The organism is Advenella kashmirensis WT001 (assembly GCF_000219915.2).
In the GTDB taxonomy this organism is placed as follows: Bacteria; Pseudomonadota; Gammaproteobacteria; order Burkholderiales; family Burkholderiaceae_B; genus Advenella; species Advenella kashmirensis.
Map to the genome: position 1 here is coordinate 2,387,257 of NC_017964.1, position 14,689 is coordinate 2,401,945.

10 protein-coding genes, 1 tRNA gene and 5 pseudogenes are annotated in these 14,689 nt (G+C 50.8%); 8 read left to right on the top strand and 8 right to left on the bottom strand.

Going from position 1 to position 14,689, the window contains the following annotated elements; translation table 11 throughout:
• Window positions 1–9 precede the first annotated feature (9 nt).
• The 7 genes and pseudogenes from TKWG_RS11195 to TKWG_RS11215 all read right to left on the bottom strand — a co-directional run bounded on the left by TKWG_RS11195 (window position 10) and on the right by TKWG_RS11215 (window position 7,666).
• Window positions 10–984 (bottom strand): Bug family tripartite tricarboxylate transporter substrate binding protein, encoded by a 975-nt coding sequence (locus TKWG_RS11195; protein ID WP_014750941.1) that lies wholly within the window; start codon window positions 982–984, stop codon window positions 10–12.
• Between the two features lie 138 nt (window positions 985–1,122).
• Window positions 1,123–1,533 (bottom strand): AtuA-related protein, encoded by a 411-nt coding sequence (locus TKWG_RS27520; RefSeq protein ID WP_456047815.1) that lies wholly within the window; start codon window positions 1,531–1,533, stop codon window positions 1,123–1,125.
• A 54-nt stretch (window positions 1,534–1,587) separates the two neighbouring features.
• A pseudogene (locus TKWG_RS26535) lies at window positions 1,588–2,654 on the bottom strand (acyclic terpene utilization AtuA family protein); the annotation flags it as partial.
• Window positions 2,654–2,890, bottom strand: coding sequence for an acyclic terpene utilization AtuA family protein (locus TKWG_RS26540; protein WP_322786533.1), 237 nt, complete (start codon window positions 2,888–2,890; stop codon window positions 2,654–2,656). The gene TKWG_RS26540 and the pseudogene TKWG_RS26535, both read right to left, overlap by 1 nt.
• Window positions 2,887–4,878, bottom strand: a complete 1,992-nt coding sequence (locus TKWG_RS11205) for an acetyl/propionyl/methylcrotonyl-CoA carboxylase subunit alpha (protein WP_014750942.1) — start codon at window positions 4,876–4,878, stop codon at window positions 2,887–2,889. The genes TKWG_RS26540 and TKWG_RS11205 overlap by 4 nt, the downstream gene beginning before the upstream one ends.
• A gap of 38 nt (window positions 4,879–4,916) precedes the next feature.
• Window positions 4,917–6,085, bottom strand: a pseudogene (locus TKWG_RS11210) (acyl-CoA dehydrogenase family protein).
• Window positions 6,086–6,115: 30 nt separating this feature from the next.
• A complete protein-coding gene (locus tag TKWG_RS11215; RefSeq protein ID WP_081489279.1) occupies window positions 6,116–7,666 on the bottom strand; it encodes an acyl-CoA carboxylase subunit beta in 1,551 nt (516 codons plus the stop codon).
• 390 nt (window positions 7,667–8,056) lie between these two features.
• On the opposite strand from TKWG_RS11215, the gene TKWG_RS26545 reads away from it, so the two are divergent.
• The 3 genes and pseudogenes from TKWG_RS26545 to TKWG_RS26555 all read left to right on the top strand — a co-directional run bounded on the left by TKWG_RS26545 (window position 8,057) and on the right by TKWG_RS26555 (window position 9,745).
• Window positions 8,057–8,863 carry a thiamine pyrophosphate-binding protein gene (locus tag TKWG_RS26545; protein ID WP_322786534.1) on the top strand — a complete coding sequence of 269 codons (807 nt, stop codon included), beginning with the start codon at window positions 8,057–8,059 and terminating at the stop codon, window positions 8,861–8,863.
• Window positions 8,864–8,880: 17 nt separating this feature from the next.
• Window positions 8,881–9,198, top strand: a complete 318-nt coding sequence (locus TKWG_RS27125) for a hypothetical protein (RefSeq protein WP_407636924.1) — start codon at window positions 8,881–8,883, stop codon at window positions 9,196–9,198.
• Between the two features lie 17 nt (window positions 9,199–9,215).
• Window positions 9,216–9,745 (top strand): annotated as a pseudogene (locus TKWG_RS26555) (thiamine pyrophosphate-dependent enzyme).
• A 33-nt stretch (window positions 9,746–9,778) separates the two neighbouring features.
• Here TKWG_RS26555 and TKWG_RS11225 read toward each other — a convergent pair.
• On the bottom strand, window positions 9,779–10,708 hold the full coding sequence (locus TKWG_RS11225) for a LysR family transcriptional regulator (RefSeq protein ID WP_014750944.1): 930 nt from the start codon (window positions 10,706–10,708) through the stop codon (window positions 9,779–9,781).
• Between the two features lie 164 nt (window positions 10,709–10,872).
• Here TKWG_RS11225 and TKWG_RS11230 point away from each other — a divergent pair.
• The 5 genes and pseudogenes from TKWG_RS11230 to TKWG_RS11255 all read left to right on the top strand — a co-directional run.
• Window positions 10,873–11,385, top strand: a pseudogene (locus TKWG_RS11230) (SDR family NAD(P)-dependent oxidoreductase); the annotation flags it as partial.
• Between the two features lie 187 nt (window positions 11,386–11,572).
• Window positions 11,573–12,434 (top strand): annotated as a pseudogene (locus tag TKWG_RS11235) (amidohydrolase family protein).
• 76 nt (window positions 12,435–12,510) lie between these two features.
• Entirely contained in the window at window positions 12,511–13,734 is a 1,224-nt protein-coding gene (locus TKWG_RS11240) for an MFS transporter (protein WP_014750948.1), read from the top strand.
• Window positions 13,735–14,208: 474 nt separating this feature from the next.
• Entirely contained in the window at window positions 14,209–14,469 is a 261-nt protein-coding gene (gene infA / locus TKWG_RS11250; RefSeq protein ID WP_014750950.1) for a translation initiation factor IF-1, read from the top strand.
• 118 nt (window positions 14,470–14,587) lie between these two features.
• A tRNA-Thr gene (locus TKWG_RS11255) sits at window positions 14,588–14,663 on the top strand.
• Window positions 14,664–14,689: the final 26 nt, after the last annotated feature.

Here is a 14,689-nt window from a genome sequence, read left to right on the forward strand (position 1 = left end):
TCCATGCCGCTATTTTTGCATGCCGGCGACTCGGATTATTTTCCCCCACTCAACCGTGTCACGCTTCTGGATTGCTTCTAGTTTCTCAGGTGATCCAGGCAGAACTTGCATTCCCTTGTCACTGAAAAATTTACGCGCCTCTTCAGTTTCCAGAACCTCGGCTATCCAACCAGCCATTCGATTCGATACGTCCTCTGGTACGACTGCCGCACTCCATATTGCGATCCAGGAGCTGACATCAAAATTCTTATAGCCCAGCTCGTGCAGCGAGGGCACATCGGGCAGACTATCTAGCCGGTCTATAGACGATACCGCCAGCGCATTTATCTTTCCTGCCCTGATCTGTGGTATTGCGGTTACAGAATCGCAAAAATAATAATCGAATTGACCACCTATCAGATCAGTCATTGCCTGAGAGCTGGCTTTGTACGGCACATTTACCGCATCGATACCAGACTTCAGGCGAAATAGCTCACCTGCAATACGCCCACCAACGTTAGCACTGGCAAAAAAAGTGCTTTTCTCTTTTTCTTTTGCTGTGGCTACAAACTGCTGTACTGTTTTTTCTTTCACGCGATCTTTGTTAACAACCAAAATATACGGCGTATTCACCAGCGTTGTCATCGGACGCTTGGCAGTCTCAGGATCGAAAGGCAGTTTTTTATACATACTGATATTAGCAGCGTGTGTGGATGGTCCTGAAACGAGCAACGTATAGTCATCAGCAGATGAAGTTCGCGCTACCGCCTCTGCGGCAATGTTGCCATCAGCGCCAGGACGATTCTCGACCACAACCTGCGTTCCAACCTTGTTTGTAATTTTCTCTGCAACATAACGGGCGATGGTATCGGAAGCGCCACCTGCCCCATACGCGACAATGACACGTACCATTTTTTTACGATCGGCCGTAGCCGCCCAGCCAGGCAACGTTAAAACAAGCGTACTCAATGCCGTACCAACGAATTTTCTACGTTCGATTTTCACTATTGTCTCCTGATTTTTATTAATGAGGGCGATAGCAGTTCTTTGACTTCACCCGATCGTTACTGCATTGTCAATCAACCCGGAAGCAACCCTGGCGGACAATCTATCTCCAAATCCAAAAGCATTTGGGCATAGGATTTACCTAAAGGATCCGAACTGAGACTGCCACGAACCGCCACCTCCTAAGGCCTCTGTCATTAGAAAGTTTATCGCATGCGTCCCTGGCAATTCGAACCGGTCTATATCACCATGGACCAGGTGGCTAAAATATTCATATACACGTGCCGAGGTAACCTGGCTAAGCAAGAGAGGGAATAGCGCCGGTGTACGTGCGATCACACCAATATTTACACTATCGCCCTTATCACCGCTGCGCGCGTATGCAACTCGCGACAGTGGCACCAATATCGTCTCTTGGCCCTGTGCTATATTTTTGACAGTTGCCTGGGCTTCGGTCGACGCAGGATCGCTGGCCATAATGCCATCGGTATTTTTATCTGAGAGAGGTACCCGTATCTCTGTGAAGCTCGTGTCCGCATCGGTCTGCATTCTCACCGGTACCTTATCCTTACCCAGCAGGTAGGACGCTGTTCGAATTACCGACTGTACGCCGCTGCGTCCGCCAAAATGACTTCTGGTTCCGGGACCCATGGATACGCCGGCAGAAGCAGACTCTTTTTGCAAAAAGACAAGTGCTTTTTTTTCTTTATGTCTCACGGCAATCCGCAGCACTATTTCACGCGACTCCGTTACGCGAGCGTGTGGACCGTAGAGCGCTTCAGCACCAAGGTACTCCACCAGAGTACTGCTGTAATCTTCGTAGCCATTATCCAGAATCTGCTTGCGTGTACGAGACAACAAAGTCTCTGCAGTACGCTTTGCTTTTGACAGCGCCCGCTGCCCCCGAATCGCCATCATAATCACAAGATGATAACCGTCCTGGTAGGTCACGGTGACTTTGTAGTCATTGGTCGGCGCTCGCCTTTTGCGCCCGTCACCGTCACTTTGTCGGGTTCGATTTGTTCGATTTTGACATTGCGAAAATCACAAATAACATCGGGCAGCAAGTATGCGCTCGGATCTCCAATTTCATAAAGTAATTGCTCTGCTACCGTGGCCGGCGTAATTAACCCTCCCGTATCTGGCGCCTTGCTTAACTGGAAATCCCCACGTTCGTTCATCGCAACAATCGGGTATCCGATATTGGACCAATCCGGAACTGTTTCCCAGTCCGTGAACAGCCCCCCCGTTGTCTGCGGTCCGCATTCGATCAAATGGCCCGCCAGACTGGCCTGAGCCAAGCGGTCGTAATCGGAAAAACTCCAACCAAACTCGTGTGCAGCAATTGCAACCAGCAGGGCGCTATCGACACACCGTCCCACAACCACGATATCAGGGTTGCTCTTTAGCGCCTCGACAATAGCAACGGCGCCCAAGTAAGCATTCGCAGACAGCACCGAGTTCAATGTGTCTTCAGTAACGCTGTCTCTGGCTTGACCATGCGAATCAAATGGCTTGAAATCACTTTTCAAATTGCTGACATCATCTCCTGTTACTACAGCAATTTTCGGAGAAAGACCTTGTTCTTTCGCAAGTGAAAGAATCATCTCCTTGCATTTTTCCGGATTTAATCCTCCCGCATTTGAAACCAGCGTTATCCCCCTGTTCATCAAGGTTTCAGGTTAGGGTTGACAGCAACAGTGACAAAATCCGTTGCGTAACCTAAATCCGGGTCCTTAAGTCGCGCCCGCTGCAATATCGACATCGTCGTCTCGGCGAGATAGTCAAAGACGATGTAATCCAGCTCGGGAGCAGTAAGCAGCTGTGGCATAGCAATTTGCGAATCTCCCCAGAATCCCGATGCACCACCTATATAAATTTTCTTTTCCTTAGTAGTCTTTTTCATAATTGTGTTATTTCCATCAAATGTTGGCCCGCTGAAATCTGTTGCCCCTGGTTTGCACTGATTTCACCCACAATACCAGGCAAGGAAATAGAAATTGGCATCTCCATTTTCATGGATTCGAGTACCAGCAGCGTCTGATTCGCCTCGACTTTTTCACCCAGATTAACCGCAACGGAAATAACGGTCCCTGTCATTGGGGCGCGAACTGACATCAAGCCGTTGACAAACCCATCCTCCTTAACTTGCGCAGCAAGTCGGGTGTACTTCCAGCTGTTGACTTCGTCCTGAACCCACACAGTCGAAGCATCGGGTTGCACAAACTCCAGTTCACGACGGATGCCATCAACGGTGCATATCACTTTGCCAGCTCCGGCAAAGCTGCAATTGACACTGTGTGACTCACGTTCGGCTAGATCATCACCAATCTTCACCTCCAAACTGACTTGAAATCCAGTCTCCACCGGCCGAATCCACACCCTCTGCAGTTGCTCTTCCTGAGGCATCTGAGAAGAAAGCTGCATTTGGACCAGACATTGAGGACGCAAGCTGAGCCCTTTGCGTTCTTTTCCGGCGGAGCCATCCAAAACACGACCTAATACAAAAGCCCCGACTACAGTCGCATGAAAAGTCTGAGTATTTCTCCACAAAGCGCTGTCAATATCTTCATTTCCAAGAAATCGAGTTGTCGCTTTTCCTTTCTGAAAGATTGGGTGATTTATCGCATGACGCAAAAAGGACAGATTGTTCTTGACTCCCAAAAGAACAGTTTTCGAACAGGCTAAAGAAAGCTTTTGTATCGCGTGTTCTCGATTTGCTGCATGGACGAGTAACTTTGCGACCATGGAGTCATAAAACGGGGTAATTTGCGTACCGTCTTCCAAGTAGGTATCTACACGGACACCTTTGGGTGCGCGCCACCGCTCAACGCGCCCCACCTGCGGAATAAAACCCGCATACGGGTCCTCTGCACAGACGCGCAATTCTATTGCATGGCCCTGAAATGTCACATTTTCCTGTCTGAAGGCTAGCGCTTGCCCCTGAGCAACATTGATCTGCTGTTCAACCAGATCCAATCCGGTAATCAGCTCAGTCACGCCGTGCTCCACCTGCAGCCTCGTATTCATTTCCATGAAATAGAAAGCACCGTCCTGATCAAGCAGAAACTCCAACGTCCCAACACCGACATAACCAATTGATTCGCAAGCCTTGCGTGCTACACAGCCCATCGCTTCCCTGAGCGCAGGGGTGACTGCTGGCGATGGCGCTTCTTCTATGACTTTTTGAAAACGTCGCTGCATTGAACAATCGCGTTCGCCAAGATGAATGCAATTGCCATGCTCGTCGCACAACACCTGAATCTCTATATGTCTTCCGTGCTCAATGGCGCGTTCGATGATGATCTCATCGGATCCAAATGAGTTTTGTGCTTCGGACCTGGCTGCAGTGTATCGCTCGATTACAACCGTCTCGTCTTCAGCGATTCGCATTCCACGCCCACCCCCTCCTGCTGTGGCCTTGAAGATTACCGGATACCCAACCTGCTTGGCCAGCGCGGCGATGTCCTGATCGATACCCTTTATACGCGCTCCGGGAACAGTTGGAACACCCGCCGCCTCCATGGCCAACTTTGCCTGCAGTTTATTCCCCATCAAATCGATCACTTTTGCAGAAGGTCCGACAAAAACGAGATTTGCATCCACTACGGCCCGGGCAAACTCAGCGTTTTCAGACAGAAATCCATATCCCGGATGCACTGCCTGAGCACCACTGCGTTGACAAGCATCTATAATTGCCTGAATATTCCGATAGCTGGCGGTGGAGTCGGATGCGCCGATATGCACAGCCAAATCCGCTTCTCGCACATGTTTAGCCTCCGCATCTGCGTCGGAATAAACTGCAACCGTTCTCAAACCCAGCCGGCGTGCCGTTGTCATGATGCGCAACGCGATCTCGCCGCGATTGGCGATTAAAAGTGTATCAAATCTCATTCTTTGTCTATCCCGAATAAACGTGTACCGTCAGCAAGCTAGGCTGATTTGCCGGGAAGTATCCCCATATGCTTGCAAATGATTGTGAGCATGATTTCGTCTGCCCCGCCCCCTATTGAGATCAGCCTGAGATCTCGCCATGCACGCGACACCATGTTTTCCCAGGTAAAGCCCATGCCGCCCCAGTATTGCAGGCAAGCGTCAGGCACTTCCCGGCAGAGTCGTCCGGCTTTCAACTTTGCCATTGAGGCAAGCTCGGTCATATCACCGCCGTTCATATGGACCTGCGCCGCGCGATAGACCAGTGAGCGTAAGAGTTCAACTTCGGTCTTCAGTTCAGCCAGACGGAAATGAACAGATTGATTATCAAGAATCGAACGATTGAAGGCTTTTCGCTGCCGTGTATAGTTGATCGTTTCTTCAATGACATCCGAAAGCGCAGATACCCGTCGAGTCGCACCGCTCAGCCGTTCCTCCTGAAACTGGCGCATTTGATAGATAAATCCCATGCCCTCTTCGCCGATACGATAGCGTTGCGGCACCCTGACGTTATCAAAAAACACCTGCGCGGTATCGGATGACCACATGCCTATTTTTTTGATTTTTTGCATCGTAATGCCCGCTCTGAGCTTACCATTTTCTCTGAGTGGCAAACAGATCATGGACTTGTTTTTATGCGGCCCACCCACTTCGCTGGTATTGGCAAGCAGACACATCCAGTCTGCCTGGGTGGCGTTTGTGATCCACATTTTCGAGCCGTTGACGATGTAATCATCCCCATCTTTGGTTGCCGTTGTCTTTAACGATGCAACATCCGAACCTGCACCAGACTCAGATACGCCCAGACAAACGACATAGTCACCAGCGATTGTCGGCTTCAGAAAATTTTCACGCAGTTCATCCGAGCCAAAACGAGCCAGCGCCGGTGTAGCCATATCTGTCTGCACTGCGATCGCCATGCCAACTCCGCCCGCTTTTATGTGACCGATGGCTTCACAGAATGCAATCTCATAAGTGTAATCGAGCCCATTCCGCCAAACTCTACTGGTTTATTCACACCAAGATAACCGGCTGATCCCAGCTTTTTGAAAACCTCATGAGCAGGAAATATTTCCGCCTCCTCCCACTCATCTACATAAGGATTTATCTCTTTGTTGATCAACTGCTTTACGCTATCCTGCAGAGCAACGTGCTCGTGAGTCATCATAATAGGTCTCCTTCCATCTGAAATTTTTATTTAAAATCTTGCAACACCAAACTGTATATTGGATATCGGCCTGGCCTTACCTTGTTTAATGACATTCAGTACATGTGCCAATACCTCACGCGTGTCTCTCGGATCAATGACTCCATCATCAAGTAACCGGCTACTGGTATAGATTGCAGACATTTGTGATTCAAAATTTTCAATGATTGCTTTTTTTTCCGATTCAAGTGCTTGTTGGTCAATAGTTTTTCCTGAACGTCTGGCACCAGCTTCGGCAACCATTTGCATCGTCATCGCCGCCTGCTCTCCACCCATAACAGCTGTTCTGGCATTCGGCCAGGAGAACAGAAAGTCTGGTTCGAAAGCACGACCACACATACCATAGTTACCGGCACCGAAAGAGGCCCCACACAATATGGTTATGCGTGGCACACTCGTATTGGATAAGGCCTGGATAAGCTTGGCGCCATGTTTGATCATTCCCGCTTCTTCATACGACTTGCCGACTATGAAACCAGTGATATTCTGCAGAAACACAATTGGCCTTCCCAATTGAGCGCAAAGCTGGATAAACTGCGCTGCCTTGGTTGACCCTGATGGGTCCAACGGACCGTTGTTCGTAATCACGCCAACGTAGCTACCATGTATTGCCGCATAGCCGCAAACTGTTGCATTGCCATAGTCAGATTTAAACTCATCAAAAACAGATCCGTCGACAATACGGGCGATAATTTCACGCATATCCACAGGGGTGCGCGTGTCAATCGGAATCAGCCCCAACATATCCTCAATATCGCAAGCTGGCGGCAACCATGTTTCTTGTTTTTCCGATTGCTGCCACTGCAAATTGGACACAATCGTACGAGCCTGCGCGATCGCGTCGGAGTCGTCTTCAGCGGTATAATCAGCCAGCCCGGAAACCGCTGCATGCATATCGGCGCCGCCCAGCTCCTCCTCTGTAGCAACCTCTCCTGTCGCGGCCTTGAGTAGCGAGGGACCCGCCAGATACGCACGAGCCTGATTGCGCACCATCACAACATAATCAGACAAACCCGGCAAATAGGCACCTCCTGCAGCAGATGAACCGTGAATGAGCGAAATAACTGGAACACCGCCAGCCGACAATCTGGCCAGGTTGTAAAACATTCCTCCGCCGTTTACAAAACGCTCAACGCGATATTTCTTTAGATTGCCCCCCGCACTTTCTACCAACTGAACAAACGGTAATCGATGCGCTAACGCAATCTCCTGGCACCGCATCACTTTTGTCGCCGTCATCGATTGCATCGCGCCAGCGCTGATGCCTGCATCATTGATGACGACCATGCACAATGTTCCTGAAATACTCCCGATACCAGCAATAATGGCGCTCCCGGGAATACTTGTTTCGGGATTTGGGTCTTCATATCCGCAATAGCCCGCAAGTGTCATCAACTCCAAAAAGGGCTTGCCTGGATCAAGTAATACTGCCAATCGTTCACGGGGAAGCAACTTCCCCTTCTCATGAAATCGTGAGGCTACTTTGGCTGATTTTTCTATTGGACGCTGCTCAAGCGAACGAAGCTGTTCTATAAGCTGCATGACATATTCACGATTCCGGCAAAATGACGGACTGGACGGGTCGCAGAGCGATTTATTTTTTGTGCATAGAGTCTTAATCTTATCAAGCGATTCAAATTAGCAGTAATGGCAGATGCATTTACGACGTATGCCACTGTCAAGTGAAATTCATTATAAGTTGCGACCTATCTAACGACTAGCAATTATTCCTGAACTATTCATAAGGTTTGCTTAAGTATTTTGGTTATTACACCAACCCAAATCTTGCATATCAGCTATGAACCAATGCCATTGCGGGGCGACTCGCGCACGCATAACATGCCTTTCTATCTGATGCGTTGGCTACATCTGGTTCAAAACACAGCTGTAATTTGCGCTATTTCACTTGCAATCAAGACAAAAGTAATTCACATGACTACGACATTGCCGATCTTAGAAAAAGAGATACATCACTCATCCATGACCGCTGGGCGAGCACTGGTTGCTGCATTAAAACTCAATGGCGTGGATCGGATCTTCTGCGTCCCTGGTGAAAGCTATCTGGAAGTGCTGGACGCACTGCACGATGAAAAGAATATTGAGCTGATCGTGGCCAAACATGAAGGCGCCGCTGCCAACATGGCCGAAGCGGACGGCAAGCTGACTGGAAGGCCTGGCATCTGCATGGTTACCCGCGGACCTGGCGCAACGCATGCCAGCGTAGGCGTGCATATTGCACAGCAGGACTCAACACCCATGATTCTTTTTATTGGCCAGGTAGCACGCAACCATAGGGGACGTGATGCCTTCCAGGAAATTGACTATCAGCAAATGTTCGGGTCAATAGCAAAACTGGTCATGGAGATTGACGATCCAAGTCGAGTTCCCGAGCTTATCGCACGCGCATTTCAAGTCGCTGTGTCAGGCCGGCCCGGCCCAGTCGTTATTTCGCTGCCGGAAGATATGCTGATTGAATCCATTGTCAGCCAACCGTGCCGTGCCACGCCTATGGAGACAGCCACGCCTGGCAAGAAAACAATGCATGCCATTGAAGAACAGCTAAAAAACGCCAAAAATCCCCTGGTCATCGTTGGCGGCAGTAACTGGTCAGAAACCGCCTGCTCAGATCTTAAAATGTTTCTCCAGCGCTGGAATCTGCCTGCAGCGTGTGCCTTTCGCAGACAAGATATTATTGACAATGAACTCCCGAATTATGTCGGCCATCTAAGCTTGGCATGAGTCCGGCACTGCAAAACATGGTGGAGCATGCCGATGTGCTTTTGGTGATCGGCACACGGTTAGGCGATGTTCCCACAAATGGCTATACACTGCTGGATCTGCCGCGCCCTCATCAGCGCCTGATTCATTGCCATCCCGACCCGGCAGAGCTTGGCCGAATTTACCAAAGCACGATTGCTGTGCCAATAGAGACAGCAGCTGTGTTGAGGCATTGGCCAATTCTCAGACGCCTCCTGTTTGCACGTGGAATGAATGGACTGCAAACGGGCGACATGCATTTGAGCAATTTACCAGCAAGAAAGAGAGCGCCACCGCGCCAGACGGGGTTGATCTGATCGACGTGGTCTTGCATATGTCCGATACGCTTACCGACAACGCCATTCTTACCAATGGGGCTGGCAATTATTCCGTATGGCTGCATCGCTACTATCGCTATCGCTCTCCCAGAACCGAACTGGCAAGCACTTGCGGATCAATGGGCTATGGACTTCCTGCAGCCGTTGCAGCCGCACTTCGCCATAGAGACAGAGCCGTGGTGTGTGTCGCTGGAGACGGCTGTTTCATGATGTACCCACAGGAAATCGCCACCGCCATTGAGCATGAGCTGTCCCTGATCATACTGGTAGTTAACAATGGCATGTATGGGACCATCCGGATGCACCAGGAAAGAGACTATCCGGGGCGCGTGAGCGGCACAAAAATGGCCGGCCTGATTACACGGCATTAGCCAGGTCTTTTGGGGCTCGTGCCGAACGAGTGCACTCCAGCACCGAGTTTACCGCCGTATTTGACAAGTCGATAAAAGCAGGAGGAGTAACGTTGATCGAACTAGTCACCGACCCGATGCAACTTACACCGGACAAACGACTGACCGTTTATTAACCACCCTGCGCCCGACCGACAACCTGGGTTCAATCAGCCTAATGCATTGACCCCAGGCCATTTTTGTCCCGCACCCAGCTCGGCAATGGTCAGTTTGATAATCTGATTGATCCGCCAGAAATGCTGCGCCTGGGGCCTACCCGTCGCTGTAGCCAACACCACAGACCTGACGGTTTCAGGATCATCAATCTTTGCCGCCCGTAAAGTACCGCTAGTGACTTCGTCCATCACGGATGCCAGGGGAAGTATGGTGTAGCCATGACCCAATTGCACTAAACGACGCGTAAGAAATGTGGAGCCATTGCATTCGACTGCAATTTTTAATTCTTTGCCATACCGCATCGCCAGGGCGCTGGATAGCGTTCGCAGGCCGTGCGTCGTACTGGGCAGCACGAGTGGAAAATCAAGCAGATTCAAGGCGCAAACCGCTACGCCCATCTCTTGTGCATCGGCCGGACCGACAAGGTACAGGGGCTCTTGAACGAGATGCTCGTAAGTGAGCATACTGGCGTTTTCCGGCAAATACAAAATGGCAGCATCCACCTTGCCTTCCTGCAACCAACTAATAATCTGATGTCCCAGCCCTTCGGCAAATCTTATTTTTGCGCTGGGAAATTCACGCCTTAACTCATGGCCGATCTCCGCAAACGTCACCTGGGCAATGGTGGGCTGTGCGGCAATAATTATTTGGCTTGGCCCCACCGCAGCAAGATTGGCCGCTGCCTGCCTGGCATTTTCTGCAGCCTGAATAACCGCTTCTGCATAGTTAAAAAACAGCTTACCTTTTTCATTCAAAACCATTCCGCGTCCGGAACGATGAAAGAGCTTTACGCCAATAGACGCTTCCAGGCGATTGATATATCTGGTTAACGTCGACTGCTCAATTTCCATGTCCGTGGCCACTTTGGACAGACTGCCTGCTTTGGCCACAGCGTAAAAGCATTCGATTAGATTCAGATCCATTTAATTAGCTCGATCGCGTTAGATAGCGGTATTGTAGAGCATAGCGTCGCTATGCAAAGCCCCGTTTCATGAAAGTCTATCGCGTTCCTGATCAGGCTTTCGCTCTTTCCATCTGAATATCACGCCCGGGAGGAGTTTCAAACATACGCGCATATTCGCGGGTGTGGGACCGTGACACCTTCGATCATCTGGTCAATAACGCCGGGCACGGCGAATTTGCAATGCTTGCCGACACAACCGAATCCCAGTTTGACGGGCTGTTCGATGTCCACGTCAAAGGCGTGTTTTTCCTGGTTCAGGCGCTTCTACCATTACTGGCTGACGGCGGCAGCATCATCAATTTCTCATCTGGTCTGACCCGCATATCATATCCCGGGTTTTCAGCCTACTCCGCTGCAAAAGCAGCCGTGGAAATACTCAGCGTGTACATGGCCCGGGAACTGGGTCCACGTGGAATCACCGTAAATACAGTCGCTCCGGGTGCGATCGAAACCGATTTCGGAGGCGGGCTTGTGCGCGACAATGCCGATGTCAACGCACAATTTGCAGCCATGACTGCGCTTGGTCGCGTCGGTGTTCCCGATGACATCGGACCGATGGTTGCTGGCTTGCTGAGTGATGCTAATCGCTGGATTACCGCACAGCGTATCGAAGTATCTGGCGGTCAGACAATCTAACGCCGGCAGGCTCTGCCCGGCGATTGAAAAATGCGCAAAATAGTGACGCAGCACGGAGTCCCCGGCGTATTTCTCAATGATCTTGAGCGAATTCGAAAATAGTGAAATCACATAAAATTGGACATCCGTCCCCTATCGTTGCTACTATAAATGGCATGCAAACGCCCTGTTTTTCAATGGAGTGACGATGCAGTTATGTCTTGCCCCCCTGCAGGAGATAGCCCCAGCCGGCTTTGAACTACCTGCCAACGCCTGCGATACCCATGCCCATGTCGTGTCCGACGATACGAATGCGTACCCATTTGTTGCCAATCGCAGCTATACCCCGCCCGGGGCGCCTGAATCCCGCTATTTATCCATGCTTGAGCACACCGGCATGCAACGCGGCGTGCTCATTCAAATCAGCGTCTATGGTGATGACAATCGCTACATGCTGGAAGTATTAAAACGGCATCCGGACACGTTGCGGGGCATTGCCGTTGTGCGCGAAGACATCACACATGCGCAATTGCAACAGATGCACGAAGCGGGTGTCAGGGGACTGCGCATCAATGTGCTGTTTGGCGGCGGAACTGGCTTTGAGGCCATGGAAAACCTTGCCCGCAAGATCGCCGAATTCGGCTGGCATATGCAATTTCTGATGGACGCCCGCCAATTACCGGAACTGCTGCCAAGGCTAAAACAGCTGCCGGTGCCCGGCGTTATTGACCACATGGCCATATGCCCGTCTCTGAAGGTATCGATCATCCCGGTTTTCGGGCCATGCAGGAATTAATCGAACACCACGGCTGGTGGGTAAAACTGTCGGGTGCCTACCGTATCAGTGACGATTTCCCGGATTTTCGCGACGTTATTCCCTGGGCCCAGGCGCTGATTGGCACCAATGAAAACCGTATGCTTTGGGGCAGCGACTGGCCTCACGTTTCCATCCCCAGAATGCCCAATACCGGCCTGCTCCTGGCGCAGCTTGAAAAATGGGCGCCCAAAGCCAGCAGCGCAATAAAATTCTGGTAGACAATCCGGCGGCCCTTTACGGCTTTAGACTCTGAATATGTGCGCACAGCCCGAAAGGCTGTGCCCATGCTGCACCCCATCATCAAGATATAGTCTCAACGGAGAAGCGAGATGAATTGGTATAAGCAGTTGACCCGGACAGAAAAAAATACCTTTATCGCGGCTTTCGGTGGTTGGGCAACCGATGCCTTCGATTTCATGGTGTTCACATTTGTCATTAGCGCCATCATTCAACTTTGGGGCATCAGTAACGCCGAGGCTGGCATCCTGGGCACCATCACATTGCTGTTCTCGGCAATCGGCGGTTGGGCGCGCGGCATCCTGGCTGACCGCTATGGCCGGGTGCGTATCTTGCAGATCACGATTCTCTGGTTCTCGGTATGCACAGTGCTGATCGGCTTTGCACAAAACTTTGAACAGTTTTTTGTATTGCGAGCCTTACAAGGGTTGGGGTTTGGTGGCGAATGGGCGGTAGGCTCCGTGCTAATGGGAGAAATAATCCGGGCGGAGCACCGTGGCAAGGCGGTCGGGACGGTGCAAAGCGGCTGGGCCATCGGCTGGGGCGCCGCCGCGCTGGTTTATACACTCATGTTTTCTATCCTGCCAGTGGAATGGGCCTGGCGCAGCCTGTTCTGGATCGGCGTCTTGCCGGCACTGCTGGTGCTGTTTATTCGTCGCCACGTTCCCGAGCCGGAAATTTTCAAGAAAAAGGTACTTGAACAGAAAAATGTATCCAATATCTGGGGAATCTTCGCTCCCGGTGTCATCAAGACCACCCTGCTTACCGCCCTGCTCTGCACTGGGGTGCAAGGCGGTTACTATGCCATTACCACCTGGCTGCCGACCTTTCTGAAAACTGAAAGACATCTGTCTATCGTTGGCACGGGCGGCTATCTGCTGGTTATTATTGCAGGGTCGTTTTGCGGCTATATTGCCGGCGCGTACTTTGCCGACCGGTTCGGGCGCAAGGCCAATCTGATTCTGTTTTCCCTACTCTCGGGGGTTTGCATCTATCTTTATACCGCGCTCCCCCTTAGCAATACACAAATGCTGATACTAGGCTTTCCGCTGGGTTTTGCGGCCTCAGGCATCTTCAGCGGCATTGGCGCCTACCTGACCGAACTGTACCCGTCGGCTATTCGCGCCAACGGCCAAGGCTTTTCCTATAACTTCGGGCGTGGCGTTGGCGCCCTTTTCCCAGGGCTGGTCGGCTATCTGAGCCAATCCATGGGCCTGGCCGGCGCCATTGCCGCATTTGCCACGGGCGCTTATGTACTGGTATTGCTCACCACGTTTATGCTGCCTGAAACAAAAGGAAAAGAACTGACTGAATGACTAAAAAGCGACGTATTTGCCCCATACGGATAAAAAACATGGCTGTTATGTTCCAAAAACGCAACATGTTTTAGGGAATATCACAATTGAGTGTATAATAAACAACGTACGGTCCTATATAAAAACATAATCCAACAAGCCGTGACGGCTATGCCCTACCGGGTGCCTTCACGAACAGACACAACGCTTACCGTCGGTATGACCTTGTGAACCATACCAGTATCAAACGGATAACTTCCCTCACTTGATGGCAACAGAAGCACCGTTTTCTGTACATAGACATCATTTTTTTCAGACTGCAGTACAGCCCGCTTTCGCGAGTGGTAATGCAGAATCAGCTTTCTGCGAAACGCCTGGCATCCGCATTTGCATTTTCCGGCATCCTGCCGTGGTCTGTGTGTTCGCGCCCCCTGGGTTGCACCGCTTTCCACCGTATCCTGCCGTTGATTATTAATCTTTACAGGAGAACAACATATGGCAAAAGAAGAACTACTTGAAATGAGTGGATCTGTTACAGAAGTATTGCCTGATTCCCGCTTTCGGGTCACGCTGGACAATGGGCATCCCATTATTGCGTACACCGGCGGCAAAATGCGCAAGCATCATATTCGTATTCTGGCTGGCGATAAAGTCACCCTGGAAATGTCTCCCTATGACCTGAGCAAAGGTCGTATCACGTTCCGTCACATTGCCGGTCGTGCACCTTCTGGCCCCGCACGCCCACGTCGCCGTTAAGGCCTGCCGGCCTGCGGCCTCCTTCTTTCTGTGCAGCCTTGCAGGCAGATATTCATAAAATATTCTGCCTCAAGCCTGGCATAAAAAAATATGTTAGAATTTTCGACTCCGTGAGACTGCCGATATAGCTCAGTTGGTAGAGCAGCGCATTCGTAATGCGAAGGTCGGAGGTTCGACTCCTCTTATCGGCACCACTGCATTTGAGCCCTCTCATTTTTTA

Bases quoted from the DNA above. Each gene is read 5' to 3' on its own strand.
- TKWG_RS27520 (WP_456047815.1), bottom strand. From the start codon at position 1,533: ATGCAGACCGATGCGGACACGAGCTTCACAGAGATACGGGTACCTCTC.
- TKWG_RS26540 (WP_322786533.1), bottom strand. From the start codon at position 2,890: ATGAAAAAGACTACTAAGGAAAAGAAAATTTATATAGGTGGTGCATCG.
- TKWG_RS11205 (WP_014750942.1), bottom strand. From the start codon at position 4,878: ATGAGATTTGATACACTTTTAATCGCCAATCGCGGCGAGATCGCGTTG.
- TKWG_RS11215 (WP_081489279.1), bottom strand. From the start codon at position 7,666: ATGCAGCTTATAGAACAGCTTCGTTCGCTTGAGCAGCGTCCAATAGAA.
- TKWG_RS26545 (WP_322786534.1), top strand. From the start codon at position 8,057: ATGACTACGACATTGCCGATCTTAGAAAAAGAGATACATCACTCATCC.
- TKWG_RS27125 (WP_407636924.1), top strand. From the start codon at position 8,881: ATGGTGGAGCATGCCGATGTGCTTTTGGTGATCGGCACACGGTTAGGC.
- TKWG_RS11225 (WP_014750944.1), bottom strand. From the start codon at position 10,708: ATGGATCTGAATCTAATCGAATGCTTTTACGCTGTGGCCAAAGCAGGC.
- TKWG_RS11240 (WP_014750948.1), top strand. From the start codon at position 12,511: ATGAATTGGTATAAGCAGTTGACCCGGACAGAAAAAAATACCTTTATC.
- infA (WP_014750950.1), top strand. From the start codon at position 14,209: ATGGCAAAAGAAGAACTACTTGAAATGAGTGGATCTGTTACAGAAGTA.